This is a genomic window from Citrobacter sp. TBCS-15, from assembly GCF_005280815.1.
In the GTDB taxonomy this organism is placed as follows: Bacteria; Pseudomonadota; Gammaproteobacteria; order Enterobacterales; family Enterobacteriaceae; genus Citrobacter; species Citrobacter werkmanii.
On the sequence record NZ_SZWK01000292.1, the window covers coordinates 327,135 to 351,883 of the forward strand.

Annotated in this window: 21 protein-coding genes; 9 read left to right on the forward strand and 12 right to left on the reverse strand. The window is 52.1% G+C overall.

From position 1 onward, the window contains the following. Window positions 1-129 precede the first annotated feature (129 nt). Window positions 130-1,350, reverse strand: coding sequence for a fosmidomycin MFS transporter (fsr, locus tag FDW96_RS19200; RefSeq protein WP_042310030.1), 1,221 nt, complete (start codon window positions 1,348-1,350; stop codon window positions 130-132). Window positions 1,351-1,524: 174 nt separating this feature from the next. On the opposite strand from fsr, the gene ushA reads away from it, so the two are divergent. Next, a complete protein-coding gene (gene ushA / locus FDW96_RS19205) occupies window positions 1,525-3,177 on the forward strand; it encodes a bifunctional UDP-sugar hydrolase/5'-nucleotidase UshA (protein WP_042310029.1) in 1,653 nt (550 codons plus the stop codon). A gap of 113 nt (window positions 3,178-3,290) precedes the next feature. On the opposite strand, the gene ybaK is transcribed toward ushA, so the two are convergent. The 3 genes from ybaK to copA all read right to left on the reverse strand — a co-directional run bounded on the left by ybaK (window position 3,291) and on the right by copA (window position 7,368). Continuing rightward, on the reverse strand, window positions 3,291-3,770 hold the full coding sequence (gene ybaK / locus FDW96_RS19210; RefSeq protein ID WP_042310028.1) for a Cys-tRNA(Pro)/Cys-tRNA(Cys) deacylase YbaK: 480 nt from the start codon (window positions 3,768-3,770) through the stop codon (window positions 3,291-3,293). Between the two features lie 201 nt (window positions 3,771-3,971). Beyond that, complete coding sequence (locus FDW96_RS19215; RefSeq protein WP_042310027.1) at window positions 3,972-4,766, reverse strand: TraB/GumN family protein; 795 nt, start codon at window positions 4,764-4,766, stop codon at window positions 3,972-3,974. A gap of 100 nt (window positions 4,767-4,866) precedes the next feature. Continuing rightward, window positions 4,867-7,368 (reverse strand): copper-exporting P-type ATPase CopA, encoded by a 2,502-nt coding sequence (gene copA, locus FDW96_RS19220; RefSeq protein ID WP_137348984.1) that lies wholly within the window; start codon window positions 7,366-7,368, stop codon window positions 4,867-4,869. A 429-nt stretch (window positions 7,369-7,797) separates the two neighbouring features. Here copA and argH point away from each other — a divergent pair, with 429 nt between their 5' ends. Both argH and FDW96_RS19230 read left to right on the forward strand, forming a co-directional pair. Further along, the gene (gene argH, locus FDW96_RS19225; protein WP_042310024.1) at window positions 7,798-9,174 is read left to right on the forward strand and encodes an argininosuccinate lyase; all 1,377 of its coding nucleotides are present in this window, start codon (window positions 7,798-7,800) and stop codon (window positions 9,172-9,174) included. 64 nt (window positions 9,175-9,238) lie between these two features. Beyond that, complete coding sequence (locus FDW96_RS19230; RefSeq protein ID WP_061381577.1) at window positions 9,239-10,555, forward strand: anaerobic C4-dicarboxylate transporter family protein; 1,317 nt, start codon at window positions 9,239-9,241, stop codon at window positions 10,553-10,555. 100 nt (window positions 10,556-10,655) lie between these two features. On the opposite strand, the gene FDW96_RS19235 is transcribed toward FDW96_RS19230, so the two are convergent. Continuing rightward, window positions 10,656-11,969 (reverse strand): anaerobic C4-dicarboxylate transporter family protein, encoded by a 1,314-nt coding sequence (locus FDW96_RS19235; RefSeq protein WP_042310021.1) that lies wholly within the window; start codon window positions 11,967-11,969, stop codon window positions 10,656-10,658. 144 nt (window positions 11,970-12,113) lie between these two features. Between FDW96_RS19235 and FDW96_RS19240 the strand changes: the two genes are divergently transcribed. Continuing rightward, a complete protein-coding gene (locus FDW96_RS19240) occupies window positions 12,114-12,770 on the forward strand; it encodes a FadR/GntR family transcriptional regulator (RefSeq protein ID WP_061381578.1) in 657 nt (218 codons plus the stop codon). Window positions 12,771-12,941: 171 nt separating this feature from the next. After that, on the forward strand, window positions 12,942-13,352 hold the full coding sequence (cueR, locus tag FDW96_RS19245) for a Cu(I)-responsive transcriptional regulator (RefSeq protein ID WP_006685661.1): 411 nt from the start codon (window positions 12,942-12,944) through the stop codon (window positions 13,350-13,352). Here the strand turns inward: cueR and FDW96_RS19250 are convergent. Genes FDW96_RS19250 through FDW96_RS19265 form a run of 4 tightly spaced genes read right to left on the reverse strand, consistent with a single transcriptional unit; the run spans window position 13,349 to window position 17,572 of the window. Beyond that, window positions 13,349-14,065, reverse strand: coding sequence for a DUF3142 domain-containing protein (locus FDW96_RS19250; protein ID WP_137366142.1), 717 nt, complete (start codon window positions 14,063-14,065; stop codon window positions 13,349-13,351). The genes cueR and FDW96_RS19250 overlap by 4 nt on opposite strands. Then, entirely contained in the window at window positions 14,035-16,179 is a 2,145-nt protein-coding gene (locus FDW96_RS19255) for a hypothetical protein (RefSeq protein WP_137366143.1), read from the reverse strand. Before FDW96_RS19255 ends, FDW96_RS19250 begins: the two co-directional genes overlap by 31 nt. Before the next feature lie 20 nt (window positions 16,180-16,199). Beyond that, on the reverse strand, window positions 16,200-16,658 hold the full coding sequence (locus FDW96_RS19260) for an NfeD family protein (protein ID WP_042310014.1): 459 nt from the start codon (window positions 16,656-16,658) through the stop codon (window positions 16,200-16,202). After that, on the reverse strand, window positions 16,655-17,572 hold the full coding sequence (locus FDW96_RS19265; RefSeq protein WP_003831073.1) for an SPFH domain-containing protein: 918 nt from the start codon (window positions 17,570-17,572) through the stop codon (window positions 16,655-16,657). Before FDW96_RS19265 ends, FDW96_RS19260 begins: the two co-directional genes overlap by 4 nt. 123 nt (window positions 17,573-17,695) lie before the next feature. Here FDW96_RS19265 and fetA point away from each other — a divergent pair, with 123 nt between their 5' ends. Both fetA and fetB read left to right on the forward strand, forming a co-directional pair. Further along, window positions 17,696-18,367 carry an iron ABC transporter ATP-binding protein FetA gene (gene fetA / locus FDW96_RS19270; RefSeq protein ID WP_042310012.1) on the forward strand — a complete coding sequence of 224 codons (672 nt, stop codon included), beginning with the start codon at window positions 17,696-17,698 and terminating at the stop codon, window positions 18,365-18,367. Further along, window positions 18,360-19,139 carry an iron export ABC transporter permease subunit FetB gene (fetB, locus tag FDW96_RS19275; RefSeq protein WP_137366144.1) on the forward strand — a complete coding sequence of 260 codons (780 nt, stop codon included), beginning with the start codon at window positions 18,360-18,362 and terminating at the stop codon, window positions 19,137-19,139. Before fetA ends, fetB begins: the two co-directional genes overlap by 8 nt. A 78-nt stretch (window positions 19,140-19,217) precedes the next feature. On the opposite strand, the gene FDW96_RS19280 is transcribed toward fetB, so the two are convergent. The 3 genes from FDW96_RS19280 to tesA are packed head-to-tail and all read right to left on the reverse strand — an operon-like array spanning window position 19,218 to window position 21,556. Further along, window positions 19,218-20,072, reverse strand: a complete 855-nt coding sequence (locus tag FDW96_RS19280) for a co-chaperone YbbN (RefSeq protein ID WP_042310010.1) — start codon at window positions 20,070-20,072, stop codon at window positions 19,218-19,220. A gap of 58 nt (window positions 20,073-20,130) precedes the next feature. Then, a complete protein-coding gene (locus FDW96_RS19285; protein WP_137366145.1) occupies window positions 20,131-20,901 on the reverse strand; it encodes an SDR family oxidoreductase in 771 nt (256 codons plus the stop codon). A 28-nt stretch (window positions 20,902-20,929) separates the two neighbouring features. Then, entirely contained in the window at window positions 20,930-21,556 is a 627-nt protein-coding gene (tesA, locus tag FDW96_RS19290) for a multifunctional acyl-CoA thioesterase I/protease I/lysophospholipase L1 (protein WP_003021850.1), read from the reverse strand. On the opposite strand from tesA, the gene ybbA reads away from it, so the two are divergent. Together ybbA and ybbP are read left to right on the forward strand one after the other, a co-directional pair. Beyond that, window positions 21,524-22,210 (forward strand): putative ABC transporter ATP-binding protein YbbA, encoded by a 687-nt coding sequence (ybbA, locus tag FDW96_RS19295; protein ID WP_038638411.1) that lies wholly within the window; start codon window positions 21,524-21,526, stop codon window positions 22,208-22,210. The two genes, tesA and ybbA, sit on opposite strands and share 33 nt — an antisense overlap. Then, a complete protein-coding gene (gene ybbP / locus FDW96_RS19300; RefSeq protein ID WP_137366146.1) occupies window positions 22,207-24,621 on the forward strand; it encodes a putative ABC transporter permease subunit YbbP in 2,415 nt (804 codons plus the stop codon). The genes ybbA and ybbP overlap by 4 nt, the downstream gene beginning before the upstream one ends. Window positions 24,622-24,749: the final 128 nt, after the last annotated feature.

Below are 24,749 nucleotides of genomic sequence, written 5' to 3' on the forward strand. Positions count from 1 at the left end.
ATTTTGATGAAAACGGGATTTTAGGCGTAAAAAAGCACGGATCGGAAAACTACAGGGGTATGCGGGGAGTAAAGGCTGATGGTCTCTGTAACTGAAGACGGCCAAAGTTTACTTTTGGCCGTCAGAAAATCAGGCTTTATGTCGGTTATCAGGTAAGAATATAGTGAGTATCCCCAGAAGTGGCAGGAAAGCACATATTTTATAGACCAAATCAATACTGGTATGGTCAGCAATCAGCCCTAATACCGCGGCTCCCAAGCCGCCCATGCCAAAGGCAAACCCGAAAAATAGCCCAGAAACCATGCCGATACGACCCGGAAGCAGCTCCTGTGCATAGACCAGAATGGCAGAAAAGGCAGATGCGAGGATAAAACCAATGATCACGGTTAAAATCCCGGTCCATTCCAGCGTTGCATAGGGTAAAACAAGGGTAAATGGCGCTACACCGAGGATAGAGCCCCAAATAACATATTTTCTGCCAATCTTATCACCTAACGGTCCACCAATTACGGTCCCGGCCGCAACGGCAAACAGGAAGGCAAACAGGTGAAACTGGGCGTTTTGTACCGATAATCCGAATTTTTGCATCAGATAAAAGGTGTAATAGCTGCTGATACTCGCCATATAGAAGTATTTGGAGAAAATCAGCACCAGCAGAATGCTAACCGCCAGTACCACTTTATTACGCGGTAATGGATTAACGATCGTGACTTTCGGTTTTCCTTTGCTCATCCGATGCTGCGCGGCATACCAACGACTGATTTGTGCCAGAACCACAATCGCTAATAACGCGGCCAACACAAACCAGGCCACATTACCTTTACCATATGGCGCGATGATGACAGCCGCCAGCAAGGGCCCGAGAGAGCTGCCGAAGTTGCCGCCAACCTGGAAAATTGACTGGGCGAGGCCATGACGACCGCCGGAAGCCATACGCGCCACGCGGGATGACTCTGGGTGAAACACCGATGAGCCCGTACCGACCAGCGCCGCCGCGAGTAATACCATATGGAAACTGCCTGCCATGGCCAGCAGCACTAGCCCGCTTAGCGTGAAGCACATACCAATGGGCAGCGACCACGGCATCGGATATTTGTCCGTCCAGTAGCCGACAACCGGCTGAAGCAGCGAGGAGGCGAGCTGGAAGGTTAGCGTAATCATCCCGATCTGCATAAACGTCAGCGAGAACTCTGACTGCAATAGCGGATAAATCGCCAGGATCAGCGACTGGATCATATCGTTTAGCAGATGAGAGAGACTGATCGCCCCTAAAATGCCAAATGAGGTGCGCGCTTTAGCAACCGACGCTGACGCGCCAGCCACTGGCGGGGTTGGTTCACTTATTGCCATAGAAAGTCACTTCTGTTTGGGTTGCGATTATGAGGGTAGTCTATTTTGTTATTATTACCTGACTAACATACCTGCGGAAGGTGTTTGAAGGAAGTCTCATTTCTGAAAACATTTTCGACTATTATTTCATATCATTGTAATTTCAGTCGTTGATTTTGGCTCAGGGAGAGAAATATGAAGTTTTTAAAACGGGGCGTGGCGCTGGCGTTATTCGCCGCATTTGCGCTGGCAGCTCAGCCTGCGCAGGCGTACGAAAAAGATAAAACCTACAAAATTACCATTCTGCATACCAACGATCATCACGGTCACTTCTGGCGCAGCGAATATGGGGAATATGGGCTGGCGGCGCAAAAAACGCTGGTGGATGGTATTCGTAAAGAGGTGGCGGAAGAAGGGGGAAGCGTACTGCTGCTTTCCGGCGGCGATATTAACACCGGCGTCCCAGAATCCGATCTTCAGGATGCGGAACCTGATTTTCGCGGCATGAACTTGATTGGCTATGACGCGATGGCGGTTGGCAATCACGAATTTGATAACCCGCTAACCGTGCTGCGCCAGCAGGAAAAATGGTCCAAATTCCCGTTTCTCTCAGCCAATATCTACCAGAAAAGCACGGGCGAACGTTTATTCAAGCCGTGGGCCATCTTTAAGCGTCAGGATTTAAAAATTGCCGTACTTGGTTTAACCACTGACGATACTGCGAAAATTGGTAATCCGGAGTTCTTTACCGATATCGAATTCCGTAAACCTGCCGATGAAGCCAAACTGGTCATCCAGGAACTGAATATGGGTGAAAAGCCAGACATCATTATTGCGACCACCCATATGGGTCATTATGACAACGGCAATCACGGCTCGAACGCGCCTGGCGACGTAGAAATGGCGCGTAGCCTGCCGGCGGGTTCGCTGGCGATGATTGTGGGTGGTCACTCACAGGATCCGGTGTGTATGGCCTCGGAAAACAAGAAGCAGGTTGATTACGTACCGGGTACGCCGTGCGCGCCAGATAAGCAAAATGGCATCTGGATTGTGCAAGCGCATGAGTGGGGGAAATACGTGGGCCGGGCGGACTTTGAGTTCCGTAACGGCGAAATGAAAATGGTTAACTACCAGCTTATCCCCGTCAACCTGAAGAAAAAAGTGACCTGGGACAACGGGAAAAGTGAGCGCGTACTCTACACCCCGGAAATTGCTGAGAATCAGCAAATGCTCTCGCTGCTGACGCCATTCCAGAATAAAGGTAAAGCGCAACTGGACGTGAAGATTGGCAGCGTCAATGCGCGCCTCGAAGGTGACCGTAGCAAAGTTCGTTTTGTACAGACCAATATGGGGCACCTGCTGTTGGCTGCGCAAATGGCGCGGACCAGCGCTGACTTTGGCGTGATGAGCGGTGGCGGTATTCGTGATTCCATTGAAGGCGGCGATATTACCTATAAGAGCGTGCTGAAGGTGCAGCCGTTCGGCAATATTGTGGTGTATGCCGACATGAGCGGGAAAGAGGTGATTGACTATCTGACCGCCGTGGCGCAAATGAAGCCGGACTCCGGGGCCTATCCGCAGTTTGCCAACGTCAGCTTTGTGGCGAAAGACGGTAAACTTAACGATCTGAAAATCAAAGGCGAACCGGTTGACCCGTCTAAAACCTATCGTATGGCAACGCTGAGTTTCAATGCCACCGGCGGCGATGGCTATCCGCGAATTGATAACAAGCCAGGTTATGTGAATACCGGGTTTATCGATGCGGAAGTGCTGAAAGAGTACGTGCAGAAAAACTCACCGTTGGATGCCAGTGCGTATGAGCCGAAGGGCGAGGTGAGCTGGCAGTAACAGGGCGAAGTGCCGGATGGCGGTGCTGGCACCCTATCCGGCCTGCTGACTGTAAGAGTCTTCGGTTGTAGGCCTTAAAGCTGCGCGCCATCAGGCATTCATTCTACAACCGCTTAATCACGGCGTGCGATGTCGGCGAATTTCGCATCCAGAATTTTCGCCAGATCGCCGGCAGCGAGTTCGATATCCAGCCCGCGTTTGCCACCGGATACATAAATGGTGTCAAACGTCTGGGCGGGGGCGTCAATTAGCGTCGGCAATCTTTTTTTCTGTCCCAGCGGGCTGATACCGCCCACCAGATACCCCGTAGTTCGCTGTGCAACCAGCGGATCGGCCATATCGACCTTTTTGGCCCCTAACGCTTTGGCGACTTTTTTAAGATCCAATTGACCCGCCACCGGCGTGACGGCAACGGCCAGCTGCTTCATATCGCCATTCACGGCAACCAGCAGCGTTTTATAAACCTGGTCCGCATTCAGACCTAACTTGCGCACCACTTCATCACCAAAGTTTGTTTCGGACGGATCGTGATCGTAGGTGTGGATCTGGAAAGAAATTTTGTTTTTTTCGAGTAATTTAACGGCGGGTGTCATAGCAATTTTTCCTGGCCCAGACAAAATACGACACAAGCATACGCCTGATGGCGGTCTAAAAAATAGTACCATCTTGCGCAATAGTATTGGCAGGATGATGACTTTGAGCGACAATCGACCTACACCGATGCTTTAAGCATCGGGATTATAATAATGATGAAATTCCTCTTTGACGGGCCAATAGAAATATTGGCCATTTTTTTACCGTAACATCTCCGGCAAATTACCTTCTCCGTACAGATGCAGTGCGCCTACGGCCACCACATAATGGCCAGCTGGCATCGCCCTGAGTCGATCGCGCCAGGCTACATTGCGCTGATGCATCAAGACGTCATATAACGACTGGCTGAAAGTATTAGGAAGCGTCAATTCGCTATCGCGCGGCGGCGTTTTAAGCCACCAGCCCATCATTTGTTGTAGCAACCTGGCGTTGGTATGCCAGTGCGTCAGGGTATCATCCAGAAGAGCCTGACCATTATCGGGTAACTGACATAGCAGCTCGATTTGACTGGATGAACCTTCCAGCTCGATCACCGGTTTGTGTGCTTGTTTTGCCGCTTTCAGCAGTTGGTAATCAATCCCGTATTCCGCCCGCAACCCCAGCTGTTGTGCCTGTGTCGCCTGTAATACCATGGCTATTTGCCACAAAGGTTGTGTTGATAACAGGGAAGGGGAAATGCCCAATTCGTTGGTGACTTTACGCAGATTATCTAATTGCTCTTCACTGATGCGTTCTTCCAGGGCGGCAAAGGTCGGAAGATTAGCAAATGGCGCGTCATCGCCGGAAACATCGGCTTCGACAATCAGCGCATCAGCACGGTTGAGCTTTTTGAGTAATTTGGCAGGCAGAGGCGCCATATCGCGGCTACCCATGTGAATACTGCCAATCAGATGAAAATGGCGGTTGCCGGGTAAAGAGATATCAATGGCGGGCCAGGTATAGTGGTTGCCGCGCAGTGCAGACCATAATGTTTTTACCCGGTACAACAAATCCATACGACCTCCCTAAGTGGACTTCCATGCTAGCGCGTGGTCCGGGAAGGTGCAATGCGTGAATTGCCGGATAGCGCGGTTGATAGCGCCATCCGGCAAAGGCTTACTCTTTCGGTTTGAAGCGCAGCAGACGGTTAGCGTTGCTTACCACGGTAATGGAGGAGAGAGCCATCGCCGCGCCGGCAACCACCGGGTTGAGCAGCGTTCCGGTGAACGGCCACAGGATCCCGGCAGCAACGGGGATACCGATGCTGTTATAGATAAACGCGCCGAGCAGGTTCTGCTTCATATTGCGCAGCGTTGCCCGTGAGATAGACAGCGCATCCGCAACGCCCATCAGGCTATGACGCATCAGCGTAATCGCGGCGGTTTCAATCGCCACATCGCTGCCGCCACCCATGGCAATCCCTACATCGGCCTGCGCCAGCGCAGGCGCATCGTTGATACCGTCACCAACCATGGCAACCTGACGTCCCTGGCTTTGCAGACGCTTAATCGCCTCGGCTTTACCGTCCGGCAGAACGCCCGCAATCACCTCATCAATACCAGCCTCTTTAGCAATGGCGTTGGCGGTCGTTGGGTTATCACCGGTGAGCATCACCAGACGATACCCGGCGCGATGCAGACGCTGCAGGGCCGCCACGCTGTCACTACGCAATGGATCGCGCACTGCTAACAGGGCCGCGGCTTTACCGTCAATCGCCAGCAGGACTGGAGTTGTCCCTTGAGAGGCTTGAGCGGTAATCTCAGCTTCCATTTGAGTGGTATCTACCTGCTGTTCATTGAGCAGCGCCTGGTTTCCCAGCAACAGCGTATGGCCTTCCGTTTCACCACTGACGCCCAAACCGCGCAGCGTACGGAACCCGTTGACCTGCGGCAGCGTGACATCACCGGCTTTGTCCAGAATCGCCCTGGCCAGCGGGTGGCTGGAACCCTGTTCAAGGGCCGCAGCCAGACGAATCGCCAGCGCTTCATCGGTATTGCCAAACGTTTTGATGGCGACAACCTGTGGCTTACCTTCAGTCAGCGTCCCGGTTTTATCAAATACGACGGTATCAAGCGTGCTGGCGCGCTGCAGCGCATCGGCATCGCGTACCAGTACCCCGAACTCAGCGGCGCGACCAACACCGGAAATAATCGACATCGGCGTCGCCAGGCCCAGTGCACAAGGGCAAGCAATAATCAGAACAGTGGTGGCAATCACCAGCGTATAGACAATTTGTGGCGCCGGTCCGAAGAAATACCAGATAGCTGCGCTAACCAGCGCAATAACGACCACCACCGGAACGAATACCGAGGAGATGCGGTCAGCCAGTTTGCCAATCTCCGGTTTACTGCTTTGCGCCTGGCGCACCATGCGAATAATGCGCGACAGCGTGGTATGGCTGCCTACGGCGCTGGCGCGGAACAGCACGCTGCCGTCCTGTACGACCGTACCGGCGTGGACACTATCGCCTTCGCCTTTTTGTTGCGGAATCGGCTCCCCGGTTAGCATGGCTTCATCCAGCCAGGCTTCGCCCTGAGTGATTTCGCCATCGACCGGAACGCGGTCGCCGGTGGTCAGGCGCAGCAACATTCCTGCCTGAACATCTGCCAGCGGCACATTTTTTTCACCTTCATCGGTGACGACGCGTGCGGTTGGTGGCGTCAGATCGAGCAGTTTTTCCAGCGCTTTGGACGAGCGTTGGCGAGCCCGCGCTTCCAGCATATGTCCGAGGTTAATCAAACCGATAATCATCGCGCTGGCTTCATAATAAAGGTGTCGTGCTTCCATTGGGAACCATTGCGGCCAGAGGTTGACGCTCATGGAATAGAGCCATGCCACCCCCGTACCCAGCGCCACCAGCGTATCCATGGTCGCGGTGCCATTCATCAGGCTTTTCCACGCATTGCGGTAAAAGTGACCGCCCGCGAAAACCATCACGGCAAGCGTTGCCAGACCAATCGCCAGCCACAGGCTACGGTTGTCGTCACTCACCATCATGTTATCGCCAATCATTCCCCACACCATGACCGGTATACCCAGCAGCAGCGCGACGGCTGCCTGCCAGCGAAAACGTTTCATGGTCGCGACGGCGGTTTCCTGCTGGCGCTCGCGGCGCTTCGCATCATCTTCTATGGCTTCAGCACCGTAGCCCGCTTTTTCTACCGCCTGCACTAAATCTGCGGCGGACGCACTGCCCATTACCAGCGCAGTACGTTCCGCCAGGTTTACCCGTGCCTGAGTGACGCCCGGTACGCTTTGCAGGGCATTTTGTACGCGGGTCACACAGCTGGCGCAGCTCATGCCGTTTAACAGCAACTGTTGGCTGTCATCATCAGCCGTAGCTGCCGGAAGCTCGGAAGGGACCGCTGCCAGTGCTTCCGACGGGATTGATGACTCCGTCAGCGGTTTAGCCTTTGGGTGGCTTAACTCCGCGCCGTAACCGGCTTGTTTGATGGTTTCAATCAGTGCTTCAGCACTGGCGCTCCCGGTGATGTGCGCTTCAGTCACGGTGACATCCGCTTGTTCAACGTCCGGGCGTTGTTCCAGACTCTCTTTAACGCGTTTTACGCAGTGACCACAGGACAGGCCGTCCAGGGTTAGATCGATTGTTTGAGACATAACCAACTCCTTTATTGCAGGATTTACTGACTGTGATAAAGGGTAAACCTTCCATCTGGGGGAAGGTCAAGCCCGGAATCCGCATTTGTATATGGGATCTCAAGCCATTCACCGTGCTGATGAATGTTTCTTGATTTTTATCAAATAATTGTCGCTGTTTTCTTCTGGTTAGCTGACTGTATTTTGACACCTCTAAATATGCTGAATGTATTTCTCTTCAGATGGCCTTTTAAATGTGATGAAGGTCTCTTTATTTAGCTTAAAGTATTAGTAAGCATAATGATTTAATAAATGTAATTAATTTTTGTATAAGTCGATTTAATGGCTTCATTTGTTGACAATTAAAGGCGCGATTTTGTACTCTGAAACTGAACTCAAACCGATTATCTGGCAATTTGACTATTCTGTAACAATTAAGCTGGAGGCTTTATGTCTACAAAGTTATGGGGCGGGCGTTTTGATATGCCAACAAATAAATTAGTTGAATCCTATAATGCAACTATTATGTTGGAGCAACGGTTATGCCCTTTTGATATTAAGGGAAGTATTGCTCATGCCACCATGTTGGGGCGTCAGGGGATTATTACGCAAGATGAAGCAAATGCCATTATTGGCGGATTAACACAGGTAAATAAAGAAATTGAAGCAGGTCAATTCATTTTCGATACTGTCGATGAAGATATTCATATGGCTATTGAAAGAAGAATGACTGAAATCATTGGCCCTGTCGGGGGGAAACTACATACCGGTCGCAGCCGTAATGATCAGACCACCGTAGATTCTAAAATGCATATGCGAGCCACTATTCGCGAAATTCAACAGGACATTGTTAATCTACAAGAAATTATAGTAAATAAAGCAGAAAATAATATTGATGCGATAATGCCGGGCTACACGCATTTACAAACCGGTCAGCCCATTCTTTTATCGCACTGGATTATGGCTTATTATTGGATGTTACGTCGTGACTGGACCCGATTTGAAGACCTGTATCACCGTATGGGAGAGTGTCCTTTAGGCGCGGCAGCTCTCGCAGGAACAACTTTTCCTATTGACCGTGACTTCACTGCCCGTGAGCTTGGTTTTGATAAGCCGACTGAAAACAGTATTGATTCTGTCAGCGATCGTGATCATATGGTTGAATTCACCGCAGCTGCAGCGATGTGCTTTATGCACCTAACTCGTCTTTCAGAGGAACTGGTTTTATTCTCCAGCCAGGATTTTAAATTTATAGAGCTTTCTGATGATTTTTGTACGGGCTCCAGCATTATGCCGCAAAAGAAAAACCCCGATGTAGCTGAAAAAATGCGCGGAAAGGGGGGGCGTATGTACGGAAATCTAATGGCCATGCTGACTATCATGAAAGGAATACCGCTCGCTTATAATACGGATATGAGCGAGGATAAAGAGCAGGTCTATGATTCAATGGATACGTTACAGGCCAGTCTGAAAATTATGGCCCCGATGCTCGATAAAATGGTCATTCTTGCAGAGAATACCCGTGGCGCGGCGGCCAGAGGGTTCTCGAATGCGACTGATATGGCAGATTACCTTGTGCGTAAAGGTATTCCTTTCAGAGAGGCGCACCATGTAGTAGGTAGTGCGGTTAATTACTGTATTAAGCATAAAAAAATGTTAGAAGAACTTTCTATGGATGAGTTCCGCTCATTTGATAATAAAATTGAAAATGACATCTATGAGAATATTTCTTTGGAGGCATGTATTAAAGCCAGAATGTCCTATGGTGGAACCGGACCGGATGCTGTTAGAAAACAGATTGATATAGCCAGAAAATATTTAAAATAATTCTGAATATAATAATCAATATCTCCCGGATGCAATGTCCGGGAGCTTCTTTAAGGTGAAAAAAATGGACGTTTTATTCTTTATACAATTATTTATTGTACTCGCCTGTATTGGAATTGGCGGAAGGTATGGCGGAATGGGACTTGGTGCTGGTGGGGGATTAGGGGTCGCAATACTCGTTTTGGGTTTTGGGCTCAAACCCTCCTCACCATCCATTACGGCAATGTTAATTATTATTTGTGTTATTGGCGCTGTTAGTATATTGCAGGCTGCCGGTGGGTTAGATTATCTGGTCAGAGTAGCTGAAAAGTTACTTCGTAAAAAACCGCAGGCGATTACGTTTTTTGCGCCAATATTAACGTCGGTATTTACGTTATTCTGCGGAACCACTTATGTTGCATTTTCCCTGTATCCTGTTATCGCAGAGGTTGCCGCTGAAGCCAAAGTGCGTCCCGAACGAGCATTATCCGCAACGGTCATCGCGGCCAGCGTCGCGGTTGCTGCCAGCCCAATGAGCGCGGCAACCGCCGGGATGCTGGCTATCCTGCATGAATATGCTGGGATCACACTGGGACAAATATTATCCATCGCCCTCCCTTCATTTTTTATGGCGGCAATCGTCACAAGCTTTTCAGTCTACAAGCGTGGGAAAGAGCTGGAAGACGATCCTGAATTTCAGCGGCGTGTTGCCGCTGGTGAGTATGAGTTCATGCATTCCGAGCAGAAAAAGGAATATGTTGCGTCACCTGGCGCCAAAAAAGGTGTGGCCATCTTTGCAATCGGGGTCGTGCTGGTACTCATTTTGGGATCTTTTACAGAACTACTTCCTTCCTGGGATGGAAAGCGACTTTCAACCCCAATGGTTATTCAGATGATCATGCTAACCGCTGCATTATTCATCATGATTGTCGGCAGGGTTCCCAGCAGTACTCTGAATAGTGGGTCGGTATTTCGTGCCGGTTTGATGGGGGTCGTGGCAATACTCGGTGTGTCCTGGATGACAGCAACTTTTTTTGATGCTTACCAGTCAGAACTGATCAACGTTTTTGGCGGTCTCGTGAATGGGGCGCCAATGCTGTTTGGTATTGTGGTATTCCTGTTCTCCTTGGTCATCATGAGTCCGGCTGCGACGGTAGCGGCAATCATGCCCTTAGGCGTCACGCTGGGTATTCCCGCTCCGTATCTCATCGCTATATTTGCCTGTACCTGCGGTGATTTTATTATCCCTGGGGCGAATCAGATTGGTTGCGTGGCGTTTGACAGAACGGGTACAACCAAAATTGGACGTTTTGTGGTTAACCATAGCTATATTCGTCCTGGTTTCGTCATGGTTATCTCACAGGTAATTTTTGCCTACCTGATTGCGCAGGTTGTTCTTTAGTTGCAGGTGAAGAGAGATACAGTGATTGTGCTTTGACCTAAATGAGCGGCATCCCCTCTGTTTTATGCAGCAGGGGATGTCACAGGATGATATTTCGGCACTATATGATTTTGGCAAAGAGGAAGCAGAAAAGGGTCGACGCCACAACGGTGACCAGACCTGGTAACATATAACTGTGATTTACCACATACTTACCAATACGGGTTGTTCCGGTCCTGTCAAACGCCACGCATCCAATCTGTGCCCCACCTGGAATAATAAACGATCCACACGTGACCGGAAGTAATGCTATCAGCGTTTCAGCCGGGTATCCCATTAATACGCCAGCAGGTAATAACGCCACCGCAGTTGCTGCAGGGCTATAAATCACGGCGGAAAGACCAAACACAATTATGCCGAATAGCACGGGGTTGTGAAAACCATGAAAAGCCGTATTAAATAGTTCGTGCCAGGCTTCAAAGAAAGAGTTCATCATCCATGACAGACCAAATATGGCAACGACACCGACCAGGCCCGCTTTAAAAACGGAACCTGAATCAAGTTTCGAAGGAGAAATTCGACATACCATCATAATAATACACGCCGTTGTTAGCATGATTATTTGCAGCGCGGTTGGGATGCTCATGCGCTCTATGCCGGAACCAGTGTTCCATACTGGTCGTAATTGAGGAATAGATCCCATAACAACAACCAAAATGATGCCGGTAAGAAAAATCAGCAATCCTCTCTTCGCTTCTTTGGTCACGATGTTTGCTGTACGATCTTCAGCTTTTACTGACTCAAATTCACCTTCAGCAACCCGGCGTTGAAATTCTGGATCATTTTCAAGCTCATGGCCTCTTTTAAAGACAAAAAGACAGCCAACCAGGCAGCCAAGAAACGTTCCGGGAACGGTCACTAATAAAATATCTAAAGCAGAAATATGTAACCCGGCAAGGACGGCAATTGTTCCTGTTACGACGGCACTCACCGGGCTGGCAATGAGTCCAAAATTGGCGGCAATAACTGACATCGACATTGCTCGTTCCGGCCGTACTCTGGCATCTGCTGCTATTTCTGCAATCACCGGGTAAACGGAAAAGGCAACATATCCTGTTCCGCATATAGCTGTAAAAAGATAAGCGACTGCTGGCCCCAGAAAAGTGATTGCTCCAGGCCACTTTCTCAGAATTCTTTCAGCCATTGTAACGAAGAGATCCAGACCACCTGCCGCCTGAAGGATAGTGATACAAGTGATAACTGCAAGAATAATAGAAATGACCGTAATAGGGGGAGAGTCAGGAGGGAGGCCAAATCCAAAGGTCAGAATAGCGAGCCCTAATCCGCCAGCGGCGCCTAAGCCAATTCCCCCAAAGCGCCCCCCTATACCAATACATGTAAGAACTATCGCAAACTGAATTACGAATAACACCATAATTAATTCCTTTTTGTTAACAAATATTTTAATATTATTCTAATAATGATGGGTTATAATTTTATCACGATGGTATATAAAGTAACCTAATTTATTATATTATTTATACTTATGAATGCAGTCACACTGTAATCAGAGAACGTTATGGATAAAAAAAACGAACTGTTTGAAAGTATTAAAGATTATCTACTTGATGATGCTAACCGTAAAGCCGACGGACGTATTGAAACAGAAACTGAACTCGCGGCTCGTTTTAATACATCTCGCTATAAAGTCCGTCAGGCGCTCAGCACTCTGGTACAGATGGGGATGCTTGAACGCGCCCCTCGCCGAGGCAGCGTGTTGAAAAATGTGGGACAAAGCAGCATTAACAACCAACTGCTGATGCAGTTCGATCTGTCTGGTTTTGACATTACGGAATTTACAGAGGCCAGGATCCTGATTGAATGTGCGATCATTCCCCTGGCAACCCGGCGAATCTTTCCGGCCATGCTCTCGAAACTCGAAAATGAACTGAGGCTTATAGAAGAAAACGCAGACAATCCGCAAGAAGCTGATCAACACGATCGGGATTTTCATCTGCTCCTGCTGCAGGCAAGCGGCAACCGTGTTCTGCAGGTTTTCTCTGATGTGTTAATTACTTATTTTGAGAAAACAAGAGAGTCGTTACCGGCAAATGATCGCCAATATTTCCTGGATACCGCGACAAAACAAAGGGAAATCCTGTCATACATTAGAAAAGGTGATGCTCAAATGGCTTCAGAACTGATGCGCACCCATCTGCTCGAGAAGAAAATATAAGATATTGATGTTGCTAAAACCGGGGAGCGGGTTTGAGCATTTCTTTATTTATCGCCCCGTTCTCCAGTGGCTTTCCTGCTGCGTGGTGGGTCTGGATCGTTTCGGATCTATAAGAGAGAAGGATGTGCGTTATAATGAGATTCGGCTCTTCAATGATCTGATGGGGGAAATGTGAATATTAGCGATGTAGCGAAAAAAACCGGTTTAACCAGCAAAGCGATACGCTTTTATGAAGAAAAAGGGCTAGTGACGCCGCCGCTGCGTAGCGAAAATGGCTATCGCACATACAACCAACAGCATCTGAATGAACTGACGCTGCTGCGCCAGGCGCGGCAGGTTGGTTTTAACCTGGAAGAGTGCGGCGAGCTGGTAAATCTGTTTAACGATCCGGCGCGTCACAGCGCGGACGTAAAAAAACGCACATTAGAGAAAGTCGCGGACATTGAGCGGCATATCAGCGAGCTGCAGGCCATGCGGTTGCATTTGCTGGCGCTGGCGGAGAGTTGCCCCGGCGATGACAGCGCCGAATGCCCGATCATGGATAATCTTTCTGGCTGCTGTCATCACAAAGCGAAGGCTTAACGGCGTGGGGGATTAAGCATAAACACCACCGTGCCGCGGTACCACGGGGATTTCTCCAGCTGCGCTTCTGCCTGCAAATCCCGGCTGCCGTTTTGCACCAGTCCCAGCTTAAATGGAATACGCAGGCGGCTGAGTGCGGGCAGATACGCCTGGTAATTCGTCACCGTGCGCCGCCCCTGATAGCTCTGCACTACCAGTTCATCAACCGCCAGCGCGTTCAGTGTGGCGACATCGCCTGTTTTTGCCCAATCCAGTAGTCCGGTAACGCCAAGCGCAAACTCGGCCGGTAGCTGTTGGCGTAGCTGCTGTAGAAAACGGGCGTAATCGGTTAGCTGGTGGGTCGCCGCGTCAAAATCAACCTGCAGGCCGACGACGTGGTTGCCAGCGTTCTGCCAGCGTTGCATCAGCCGTATGATACGGGCAGGAATCACCTCCGGTACGTCGAGCGTGGTAAAGCGTACGGTCAGCCAGATTGAGGGAAAAGTCAGTCGACTGACCGGCAGTCCCAAGCGCTGGAAAACCACGTTACCCGACCGAATCAGTACCTCGCCCTGATGCAGATAGACCGTTTGCGCGTTTTTCAGCTCGTCACTGGCCTTCACCCCAGACCATAGCCAGAAGGCCGGATGTTCACGGGCGGCAACAACATCCGCCGCCTGTGCCTGGCCCATCAGTAGCGCGGTTACCAGTAATATTTGAGTTTTTGCGCCCACGGACTTCCCGGATACTGCGTTTTCAGTTGGGTGAACCAGCCCTTACGCTGCACTTTATCCACGTCCTCACCGCCGCATTCGTTAGAGCCTGAAGGCGCATAGCACATGATGGCGCGGTACAGCGCGAAGCTCTTATCTTCGACTTCGGCGGTGGGCGAGGTGATTACCTGCTGATAGTAGCTTTGTCTGTCGAACTGGCCAAACGGCTCCTTACGAGAAATGGCTGCTTCAAGCACGTCGTTGCCAGCGCTGTTTTTCCACAGATCAACATGCGTTTGCGTGGTACGGAAAAATTCGCCTAAACAGTTCAGCGCGTGGGCATCATCCGCTTTTTTACTCAATACCGTTACCGTTTCATTGAGGCTGCGGCAGGTATACCCGGCCTGAGCCGTATCGCCGTTCCAGTCAAAAGTGCTCAGGTTCACGTCATTAAACGCCTCGCCAATGACCGGCGGTGCGATTTCGCTGACAAGCTTTTTATCTTTCAACCAGTCGCCAAAACGATTCTCGGTAAGATCCCGTACCAGCAGCGTATGCAGGGCGATGGTACGTTCTTCGTTATTCGGTCCATGGATGGCCTGCTGACGCAGTTGTTCAAGTGTGGCCTGTGTTTTCAGCACCTGCGAACGAAAACGCAGGTTAGTCACCGCGCTATCCGGAGCGAAAACCGCAGCCACGTCACCGCTATAAACCAGTGTGGCGGCGAGCTTAGCCTGCACATACTGCCGCTGTTCGTTGTCCTGGCTGAGTTTCAGCAACTGCTGCCAGAAATCGCGTGCCGCGGTCCAATTCTTCTGGCCCATCAGCGCTTCGCCGTACAGCACCTGTTCGCTGAAAGCCAGCGTATCGCGCGGTGCAAGTTTATGCGCTGGCGTTACCGCCTGGATAATCGCCGCATAGTTGCCTGTCGCCATCCACAAATTCAGTTGCAGATCGTGCCACAGTGGCATTTTTTGGCTTTGCTCAAACACCGGCTTGCTGGCATCGAGTTGCGCCTGGGTCAGCGTGGGGTTGTTATTGCTATCCAGACGTAACGCGCGTAGCAGTTCGATGTAGCTGACTCGCGGCGCATCGGGGAAGGCTTCCAGCACGGATTGATCGTAGAACGCCATGCCGTAGACATTATCGTATTCGATGACGGTTTCACGCAGCTGCTGTGCGTCAGCCGACTGCTGGAGCGTCTGCTCATACAACCTGGCCAGCTGCGGCCACGCCTGTAAATACCAGTTAATTCGGCGCAACATGCCGCGCGTGGAGTCGGCGTATTGCCCCTGCGGAAAGCGTTGCAGATAAGCTTGCGCCAGCGTTTGAGCCTGAGTGGCGTCCTCGCGGTTAATTTTAGCGATATCAAAATCGCCATATTCGCCCACGCTGTTCTGACTGCTCTTGTTCAGCGCCGTACGCATCAGCATGTATTGCGCGGTCTCCGCCAGCCACGGGCGATCGCTTTTAGCGAGCTGAGTGAAATCCCGTTCGGCGCTGGCATAATCACCCGCATAGAAGCTGGCGGCTGCCGCGAGGTAACTTTTGTACTGTTGAGCTGGCGAATCCGCCGGGAGAGTGGCGAGAGATGACTCAATCTGTTCACTGGTCGCGTCAGAGAACAGCCCCATACGCGCTTGCGCTAAGGCCTGGCGTTGCTCTGCTGTTAACGCGGTATCGGCCAGCAGTGCGGCAAAAAACTGGCTGACGCTGGCGGTATTATTCGAAACATGACGGTTCTCATGCTCGGCGTCGTTGAGGTTGGCTTCATCCGCATTAATGTTCAGCTCGGCCATCTGTCGGGAGAGGGGGCTATCTTCAGCGGATACCGGGGCAGAGGCTGGCTGCGGGGCTGTTTCATCCCACTGCGGGTGATACGCAAAATAGAAATCGCGGGAGCGGGTGATATCTTCAGGCATCGACTGCACGGGCAGATCAAATGCTTTTTCCTGGCTCAGCAGTCGCAGCAGGTTGTCGCGGCTGTCGTTTGCCGGGTTAAAGGTCGGCGTACCTTTCAGCAGGCAGCTGTCGTCGCTCCATTTGCAGTCTTCCATATCGAAGGAGGCGAAAGCCTGAGGCGCGCCAGCCAGCAAAGAATAAAGGGCAACGGCGAGAGACGTCTTCCTGATCATAGTCTGAATTCCTGTCTATTTTAGTGTGGTACCGCTTTGATAATCAGGGTAATTCCCTCAACGGCAATGACTTCAACCTGCGTTCCCGCGCTCAAATCGTCGCGGGCGCTGACGGGCCACGAACTGTCGCCGACGCGCATATGTCCGCGACCATTGACCAGGGCGCTTTCCAGAATAAATCGACGGCCAACCAACTGCTGACCGCGCTGGTTAAGATGGCTGTCGGCTGGTTTCTGCTCTTTCACGCGTTTTGCCAGCCACTTCCACCACAGCCAGGCCGCCAGCAGCGTGAGTACAGCGAACATCGCTCCCTGCCACGCCCAGTCGAGCGGGAGGAGCCAAACCACCAGTCCGGTTATCACCGCTGCCACGCCGCTCCATAGCAAATAACCGTTACCGCCCAGCATCTCGGCGGCGAGCAACAGACCGCCGAGGCTGAGCCAGAAGATGTGCGGATGGACCAGAATCATCGCTATCATGATTTTTTCCGCTCGCTGGCGCTGTCCTTAACCAGTTCGGCGATCCCGGCTATGGAACCCATCAGGCTGCTGGCATCCAGCGGCATCATCACTACTTTGCTGTTATTCGACGAACCGATATGCTGCAAGGCTTCGGTGTATTTCTGCGCCACGAAGTAGTTCACGGCCTGGATATCTCCGGCGGCAATGGCTTCAGAAACCATCTGCGTTGCGCGGGCTTCTGCTTCTGCGGAACGTTCACGCGCTTCAGCCTGTAAAAACGCGGACTGACGTTCACCTTCCGCTATCAGGATTTTCGACTGCTTCTCACCCTCGGCCTTGACGATTTCCGCCTGGCGGATGCCTTCGGCTTCCAGAATGTAGGCGCGCTTGGTACGTTCGGCTTTCATTTGCGCGTTCATGGCGTCAATCAGTTCCGCCGGTGGACGCACGTCACGAATCTCAATACGGGTGATTTTGATGCCCCAGGGATTGGTGGCCTCATCAACAATATGCAGCAGGCGCGTGTTGATGTTGTCACGCTGGGAGAGCATTTCATCAAGCTCCATTGAACCGAGAACGGTACGAATGTTGGTCATGGTCAGGTTGATGATTGCCAGTTCGAGGTTACTGACTTCATATGCCGCTTTCGGCGCGTCGATCACCTGAATAAAACACACAGCATCAATCGAGACGTTGGCGTTATCTTTGGAGATGACTTCCTGAGAAGGGATATCAAGCACTTGTTCCATCATGTTGATCTTACGACCTATACGATCCATGAAAGGCACAACAAGGCTTAACCCAGGTTGCAGAGTTTTGGTGTAACGCCCGAAACGCTCCACCGTCCACTGGTATCCCTGTGGGACGATTTTGACGCCTGCGCCGACGATGACCAGCGCGACAAAAATAAGAATAGGAATAAAAATGAGCATTGATGAAACCTCCTGTTGTGCTGTCCTTTACTGCCTCATTAGTCAAATTATACCCGATGGGCTCCCCTATAATAAATTACAGGAATAGACTGTCTGCACGAAAGAGGTAAAAAAGGATCGATAATGGAAGAAAGCAGCATTTTGCTTCAGTTGAAAAATGTCGCCTGGCAGGCGGGGGCGACGCAGGTTCTCAATAACATCTGTTTTAATCTCCATGCCGGAGAATTTAAGCTGATTACCGGCCAGTCCGGCTGCGGTAAAAGTACGTTACTGAAAATTGTGGCGTCGTTAATTAGTCCGAGTTCCGGTGAAATCCTTTTTGAGGGCAAGGAGATATCAACGCTTAAGCCTGAAGCTTATCGCCAGCAGGTCTCTTATTGCGCGCAAACGCCCGCTTTGTTCGGTGATACCGTCTACGACAACCTCATTTTCCCCTGGCAAATTCGCGATAAACGCCCGGAACCGGAGGTATTTCTGGAAGATCTGGCCCGTTTTGAGCTGCCCGAGAGCATCCTCAAAAAAGGGATCAATGAACTGTCTGGCGGCGAAAAGCAGCGCGTCTCGTTAATTCGTAATTTACAGTTTCTGCCAAAAATCCTGCTGCTTGATGAAATCACCAGCGCGCTGGATGAGTCCAACAAACGTAACGTGAATGAATTAATTCACCACTATGTTCGCGATAAGAATATTGCCGTGCTGTGGGTGACGCACGACAAAGATGAGATTAATCATGCGGATAATGTCATAACGCTTCAACCGCACGCCGGAGAAATGCAGGAAGTCAGCAATGAATGAGCATAATATTACCAATGAATCACTGGCGTTAGCGATGATGCTGGTGGTGGTCGCCATACTGATCAGTAACAAAGAAAAACTGGCGCTGGAAAAAGATATTCTCTGGAGCGTTTGCCGGGCGGTGGTTCAGCTTATTATCGTCGGCTATGTACTGAAATATATTTTCGGCGTCAATCACAGCATTCTGACCTTATTGATGGTGCTGTTTATCTGTTTTAACGCCGCCTATAACGCGCAGAAACGCAGTAAATATATTGATAACGCTTTTCTCTCGTCGTTTATTGCCATTACGCTTGGGGCGGGGTTGACGCTGTCGGTACTGGTGTTGTCCGGCTCTATTGAGTTCACGCCGATGCAGGTGATCCCGATTTCCGGGATGATTGCAGGTAATGCAATGGTGGCGGTGGGGTTGTGTTACAACAATCTGGGGCAGCGGTTTAACAGTGAACAGCAGCAAATCCAGGAAAAGCTCAGCCTCGGTGCGACGCCGAAGGTTGCCTCCGCGCCGCTGATTCGCGACAGCATTCGCGCCTCGCTGATCCCGACGATCGATTCAGCGAAGACCGTGGGGTTGGTGAGTTTACCGGGGATGATGTCCGGATTGATCTTTGCAGGTATTGATCCGGTAAAAGCGATTAAGTATCAGATTATGGTGACGTTTATGCTGCTTTCGACCGCCAGCCTGTCAACCATTATTGCCTGCTACCTGACCTATCGGAAGTTCTATAATTCACGCCACCAATTAGTCGTAACGCATTTGAAGAAGACGTGATGTGATGCCGGAGGGAGCGGTATTTGTTGAATTTCCAGGCCCGATAAGCGCAAGCACCATCGGGCCAAATCAAACGGATTAGTACAGCAGCGCGTACAGCTGGCGGCGGTATTTCGAAGCCAGCGCATCGCCGGTTCCCAGTGCGGCAAGGATCTCCTGGAAGGTCTTACGCGCCTGACCGTCGGCAGCCGTAAGATCTTTCTTCAGGTGGCTGAACAGCAATTCCAGCGATTCTTCGTTACGTCCAACCTGATGGAGTTGGATGGCTAATTGCGTGGCCAGCGCAGCATCCTGCGGGTTGCTGGCAACCTGTTGCTGCAACTGTTGGATTTCCGGCGTATCCGCCGCCTGCTTCAGCAGTTCAATCTGTGCCACCAGCCCCTGATAACGGGTATCCTGATCCTGCAATGGAATTGTTTTCAGCACAGCTTCGGCATCGTCAGAACGATTGAGGGCGATTTGCGTTTCCGCCAGCAGCAGGCCGATTTCGCTACTCTGGTTGGAGAGTTGCCAGGCTTCTTTCAGCAGCGGCAACGCATCCGCGTGATTACCGGCTTCGATAAACTCGATAGCCTGGCGTGCTTTCAGCTCTTCTTCGCTCGGCAGCACTTTCTCCAGCAGCGCACGAATAACCTCTTCCGGCTGCGGACCCTGGAAACCATCTACCGGCTGACCGTTCTGGAACAGATAAACCGTAGGGATCGCGCGCAGACCAAACTGGGAGGCGATCATCTGTTCGGCGTCGCAGTCGAGTTTAGCGAGAATAAACTGACCATTATACTGGGCGGCAAGGCTCTCCAGCACCGGCGTTAATTGCAGACAATGCTGGCTGCGCTCAGACCAAAAATAGAACAGGACCGGCGTGGTCATCGACTGTTCAAGGGTCTGCTGCAGGTTCGATTCATTAATATTAACAATATTCTGTGTGGACATGGAGTTACTCTCTTTTGTCGATTTCTTGTTACATGGGGGCTGACGCGCGAGCTTCAACTCAACCCTGTAAAATTTTGTCCATTATGCGGCCTGGCAGCAGGCGTTTAAGCAGCATAACTGCCCAGGTCACCAGCGTAACCGGATAACGTAGCTTCGGTTTGTCGCTCTCAAATGCGTGACGCACTTTGGCGACAACCGCTTGTGGTTCCAGCGTAAATCGCGCGGCAATGCCGGGGTTTTCGACGGGGGCATCGCTCTGCGTCTGGTTAACGTTTTCGGTAAAGCGGGTGCGGATGGGGCCAGGTTCAATCAGGCTGACCTTAATCCCACTGTGACGCAGCTCCATACGCAGCGCGTCGGACCAGGCTTCCAGCGCATATTTACTGGCGGCATAGGCACCACGTCCCGGCGTTGAGATCAATCCCATTACCGAGGAGGTCATCACGATGCGCCCTTCGCCGTGAGGTTGCATGGCGGGCAACAGGCGCATGGTAAGCTGATGTGCGCCAAAGAAGTTGGCGGAAAACTGCTGCTCCATCTGCTCACGGCTAATCGTGGGCAGTGGGCCGTAGACGCCGTATCCGGCGTTGTTAAAGATCCCATATAAACGATTATCGGTCAGGGCGATCACCTCATCGGCGGCGCGAGCCACGCTTTCGGGTGAATCCAGATCCAGCAATACGCCGGTGAATCCCATGCTGTTCATACGCGCGACATCGTCAGGTTTGCGGCAGCCAGCCAGAATTTGAAAACCCTGGCGCTTTAGCTCAAGTGCGCTTTCCAGGCCGATTCCGCTGGAACATCCTGTTATTAAGACCGATTTTTGCATAACTTTACCTGTCGGGATCTCCGTTGAATTACGAGTCGTGATTTACTAGAGGAGTGAGATGTTGCGCCATCCAGTCGGCAATAAACGGCTGGGCGTCACGATTAGGATGAATACCATCATCCTGCATCCACTGGGGTTTCAGATAAACCTCTTCCATAAAAAAGGGCAGCAGAGGGATATCAAACTCTTTGGCGAGCTTTGGATAAATCGCGCTAAAGGTTTCATTATAACGGCGACCGTAGTTTGCCGGCAGACGAATTTGCATTAATAGCGGTTCGGCATTTGCCGCTTTCACGTCCTGCAAAATCGTGCGCAGGGTTTGTTCGGTTTGCGCAGGCGCAAAGCCGCGCAGGCCATCGTTGCCGCCAAGTTCGACCAGTACCCAACGCGGCTGGTGCTGCTTGAGTAATGCAGGCAGACGGGCCAGGCCCTGCTGCGAGGTGTCGCCGCTGATGCTGGCATTCACCACTGGCGTTTTGGTTTGCCATTTATCATTAAGTAGCGCAGGCCACGCGGCGCTGGCGGACATACGGTATCCGGCGCTCAGGCTGTCACCCAGAATTAATAACGTGTCCGCAGCGGCGGCGCGGAAAGTTAACAGGACCAGGAACAGGAAAGGCCAATGCCAGCGGAAAACATTGTTGAAGTTCATCATCTTAAGAAATCCGTCGGTCAGGGTGATCATGAGCTATCCATCCTTACCGGAGTTGAACTGGTTGTCAAACGCGCCGAGACCATTGCGCTGATTGGCGAGTCGGGTTCGGGGAAATCCACGTTGCTGGCGATCCTCGCCGGACTGGACGATGGTTCCAGCGGTGAAGTGAGTCTGGTGGGGCAGGCGCTACACACCATGGATGAAGAAGCCCGGGCGCAGCTGCGGGCAAAACATGTGGGATTCGTTTTCCAGTCATTCATGCTAATCCCGACCCTGAACGCGCTGGAAAACGTCGAACTGCCCGCGCTGTTGCGTGGTGAAAACAGCGGAAAAAGTCGCGACGGGGCCAAAACGCTGCTCGAGCAACTTGGGCTGGGAAAACGTCTGGATCATCTTCCGGCCCAGCTTTCCGGCGGGGAACAGCAGCGCGTGGCGCTGGCGCGGGCATTTAACGGGCGTCCGGATGTGCTGTTTGCCGATGAGCCGACAGGCAACCTCGATCGCCAGACCGGAGACAAAATAGCCGACCTGTTGTTTTCTCTGAACCGGGAACACGGCACCACCCTGATTCTGGTGACGCATGACCCGCAGTTGGCGGCGCGTTGCGACAGGCGCTTACGTCTGGTGAATGGACAGTTGCAGGAGGAGGCATGATTGCACGCTGGTTCTGGCGCGAATGGCGCTCGCCTTCACTACTGATTGTCTGGCTGGCGCTGAGCCTGGCGGTGGCCTGCGTTCTGGCGCTGGGGAATATCAGCGACCGTATGGAAAAAGGGTTGAGCCAGCAAAGCCGCGAGTTTATGGCGGGCGATCGGTCGTTGCAAAGTTCGCGTACCGTGCCGAAAGCATGGATTGACGAGGCGCGGCAGCGGGGTTTGAAAGTCGGCGAGCAACTGACTTTTGCGACCATGACTTTTGCCCGTGATACACCGCAGCTGGCGAATGTCAAAGCGGTGGATGACGTGTATCCGATGTACGGCACGTTACAAACTAATCCACCGGGGTTGAAACCACAGCCGGGCATGGTGTTGCTGGCCCCGCGCCTGATGGCGCTGCTCAATCTAAAAATCGGTGATTCTATTGACGTCGGTGATGCCACGCTGCACATCGCCGGAGAGGTGGTGCAGGAGCCGGACTCCGGTTTTAATCCATTCCAGATAGCACCGCGCCTGATGATGAGCATGGCGGATGTCGAAAAAACGGCGGCGGTCCAGCCGGGAAGCCGCGTGACCTGGCGCTATAAATTTGGCGGAACGCCGCAGCAACTGGACGCGTACGAAAAATGGCTGTTGCCGCAGCTAAAGCCTGAACAGCGCTGGTACGGGCTGGAGCAGGATGAAGGCGCGCTGGGGAAATCTCTGGAGCGTTCGCAACAGTTCCTGCTGCTGTCGGCGCTGTTAACGCTGCTGCTGGCGGTCGCTGCGGTTGCTGTGGCGATGAGCCATTATTGCCGCAGCCGTTACGATCTGGTGGCTATACTGAAAACCCTCGGCGCGGGCAGAGCGCAACTGCGTAGGTTGATTGTTGGTCAATGGCTGATGGTGCTGGCGCTGTCTGGTATTACCGGTGGGCTTTTTGGGCTGTTGTTTGAGCACGCACTGGTGGTGTTACTCAAGCCGGTCCTGCCCGGCGAGCTGCCGCCCGCCAGCCCCTGGCCGTGGCTGTGGGCCTTAGGCACTATGACGGTAATTTCGCTGTTGGTCGGGTTGCGTCCTTATCGGCTACTGCTGGCGACGCAGCCGCTACGTGTGTTACGCCGTGACGTGGTGGCAAACGTCTGGCCGCTGAAGTTTTATTTGCCGGTAGTATTGGTCGTTGTGGTCGTCCTCCTCGCTGGACTGATGGGGGGAAGCCTGCTGTTATGGGCCGTGCTGGCCGGGGCGGTGGTACTGGCGCTGGTGTGCGGCGTGCTTGGCTGGATGCTGCTCAACGTGCTGCGTGGTCTGACGCTCACCTCGCTGCCGTTACGTTTGGCGGTCAGTCGACTGTTGCGCCAGCCGTGGTCAACGCTCAGCCAGCTGTCGGCATTTTCACTTTCCTTTATGCTGCTGGCGTTGCTGCTGGTGCTGCGTGGCGATCTGCTCGACCGTTGGCAGCAGCAAATGCCGCCAGAAAGTCCCAATTATTTCTTGATCAACATTGCCAGTGAGCAGGTTGTACCGCTGAAGTCATTCTTGTCGGAACATCAGGTGATCCCGGAATCGTTCTATCCGATTGTACGGGCGCGTCTGACAGCCATTAACGATAAGCCGACCGAAGGCAATCAGGATGAGGCGCTTAACCGTGAGCTTAATCTGACCTGGCAGGATACCCGACCAGATCATAACCCGATAACTGCCGGAAGCTGGCCGCCAAAAGCGGGTGAAGTATCGATGGAAGAAGGGTTGGCGAAGCGGTTAAACGTGAAGCTCGGCGATCGGGTGACCTTTATGGGCGATACTCAGGATTTCAGCGCCACGGTCAGCAGCCTGCGTAAAGTGGACTGGGAAAGCCTGCGGCCTAACTTCTTCTTTATTTTCCCTTCCGGGGCGCTGGACGATCAGCCCCAGAGCTGGTTAACCAGCTTTCGTTGGGAGAACGGCAACGGCATGTTGACGCAGCTTAACCGCGAATTCCCGACCATCAGCCTGCTGGATATAGGCGCCATCCTCAAACAGGTGGGCCAGGTGCTGGAGCAGGTAAGTAGGGCGCTGGAGGTGATGGTGGTGCTGGTTACCGCCTGCGGCATGTTGTTGCTGTTGGCGCAGGTTCAGGTGGGGATGCGTCAACGTCATCAGGAACTGGTGGTCTGGCGCACGCTGGGAGCAGGCAAGAAATTGCTGCGTACTACGCTGTGGTGCGAGTTCGCCATGCTCGGGATGGTCGCCGGGCTGGTGGCGGCCATCGGTGCGGAAACCGCGCTGGCGGTATTGCAAACCCGCGTATTTGATTTCCCGTGGGAGCCAGACTGGCGGCTGTGGGTTGTGTTGCCGCTTTGTGGGGCATTGCTCCTCTCTCTATGCGGCGGATGGCTCGGTTCACGTCTGCTAAAAGGTAAAGCGCTGTTCCGTCAGTTCAGTAGTTAATTCCTGTCAGTGATGATTACGCACCGGTTTTTAAATCGGTGCGTTTTTTTATCTATGTAGCACAAATTGATAACTCCTTGATATTTAACAGCACAGAACAATAAAAACCCGACAACACGAGTGTATTA

Excerpts from the sequence above, each read along its gene's own strand:
- fsr (WP_042310030.1), bottom strand. The coding sequence starts at position 1,350 with ATGGCAATAAGTGAACCAACCCCGCCAGTGGCTGGCGCGTCAGCGTCG.
- ushA (WP_042310029.1), top strand. The coding sequence starts at position 1,525 with ATGAAGTTTTTAAAACGGGGCGTGGCGCTGGCGTTATTCGCCGCATTT.
- ybaK (WP_042310028.1), bottom strand. The coding sequence starts at position 3,770 with ATGACACCCGCCGTTAAATTACTCGAAAAAAACAAAATTTCTTTCCAG.
- FDW96_RS19215 (WP_042310027.1), bottom strand. The coding sequence starts at position 4,766 with ATGGATTTGTTGTACCGGGTAAAAACATTATGGTCTGCACTGCGCGGC.
- copA (WP_137348984.1), bottom strand. The coding sequence starts at position 7,368 with ATGTCTCAAACAATCGATCTAACCCTGGACGGCCTGTCCTGTGGTCAC.
- argH (WP_042310024.1), top strand. The coding sequence starts at position 7,798 with ATGTCTACAAAGTTATGGGGCGGGCGTTTTGATATGCCAACAAATAAA.
- FDW96_RS19230 (WP_061381577.1), top strand. The coding sequence starts at position 9,239 with ATGGACGTTTTATTCTTTATACAATTATTTATTGTACTCGCCTGTATT.
- FDW96_RS19235 (WP_042310021.1), bottom strand. The coding sequence starts at position 11,969 with ATGGTGTTATTCGTAATTCAGTTTGCGATAGTTCTTACATGTATTGGT.
- FDW96_RS19240 (WP_061381578.1), top strand. The coding sequence starts at position 12,114 with ATGGATAAAAAAAACGAACTGTTTGAAAGTATTAAAGATTATCTACTT.
- FDW96_RS19255 (WP_137366143.1), bottom strand. The coding sequence starts at position 16,179 with ATGATCAGGAAGACGTCTCTCGCCGTTGCCCTTTATTCTTTGCTGGCT.
- FDW96_RS19260 (WP_042310014.1), bottom strand. The coding sequence starts at position 16,658 with ATGATAGCGATGATTCTGGTCCATCCGCACATCTTCTGGCTCAGCCTC.
- FDW96_RS19265 (WP_003831073.1), bottom strand. The coding sequence starts at position 17,572 with ATGCTCATTTTTATTCCTATTCTTATTTTTGTCGCGCTGGTCATCGTC.
- fetA (WP_042310012.1), top strand. The coding sequence starts at position 17,696 with ATGGAAGAAAGCAGCATTTTGCTTCAGTTGAAAAATGTCGCCTGGCAG.
- fetB (WP_137366144.1), top strand. The coding sequence starts at position 18,360 with ATGAATGAGCATAATATTACCAATGAATCACTGGCGTTAGCGATGATG.
- FDW96_RS19280 (WP_042310010.1), bottom strand. The coding sequence starts at position 20,072 with ATGTCCACACAGAATATTGTTAATATTAATGAATCGAACCTGCAGCAG.
- FDW96_RS19285 (WP_137366145.1), bottom strand. The coding sequence starts at position 20,901 with ATGCAAAAATCGGTCTTAATAACAGGATGTTCCAGCGGAATCGGCCTG.
- ybbA (WP_038638411.1), top strand. The coding sequence starts at position 21,524 with ATGCCAGCGGAAAACATTGTTGAAGTTCATCATCTTAAGAAATCCGTC.
- tesA (WP_003021850.1), bottom strand. The coding sequence starts at position 21,556 with ATGATGAACTTCAACAATGTTTTCCGCTGGCATTGGCCTTTCCTGTTC.
- ybbP (WP_137366146.1), top strand. The coding sequence starts at position 22,207 with ATGATTGCACGCTGGTTCTGGCGCGAATGGCGCTCGCCTTCACTACTG.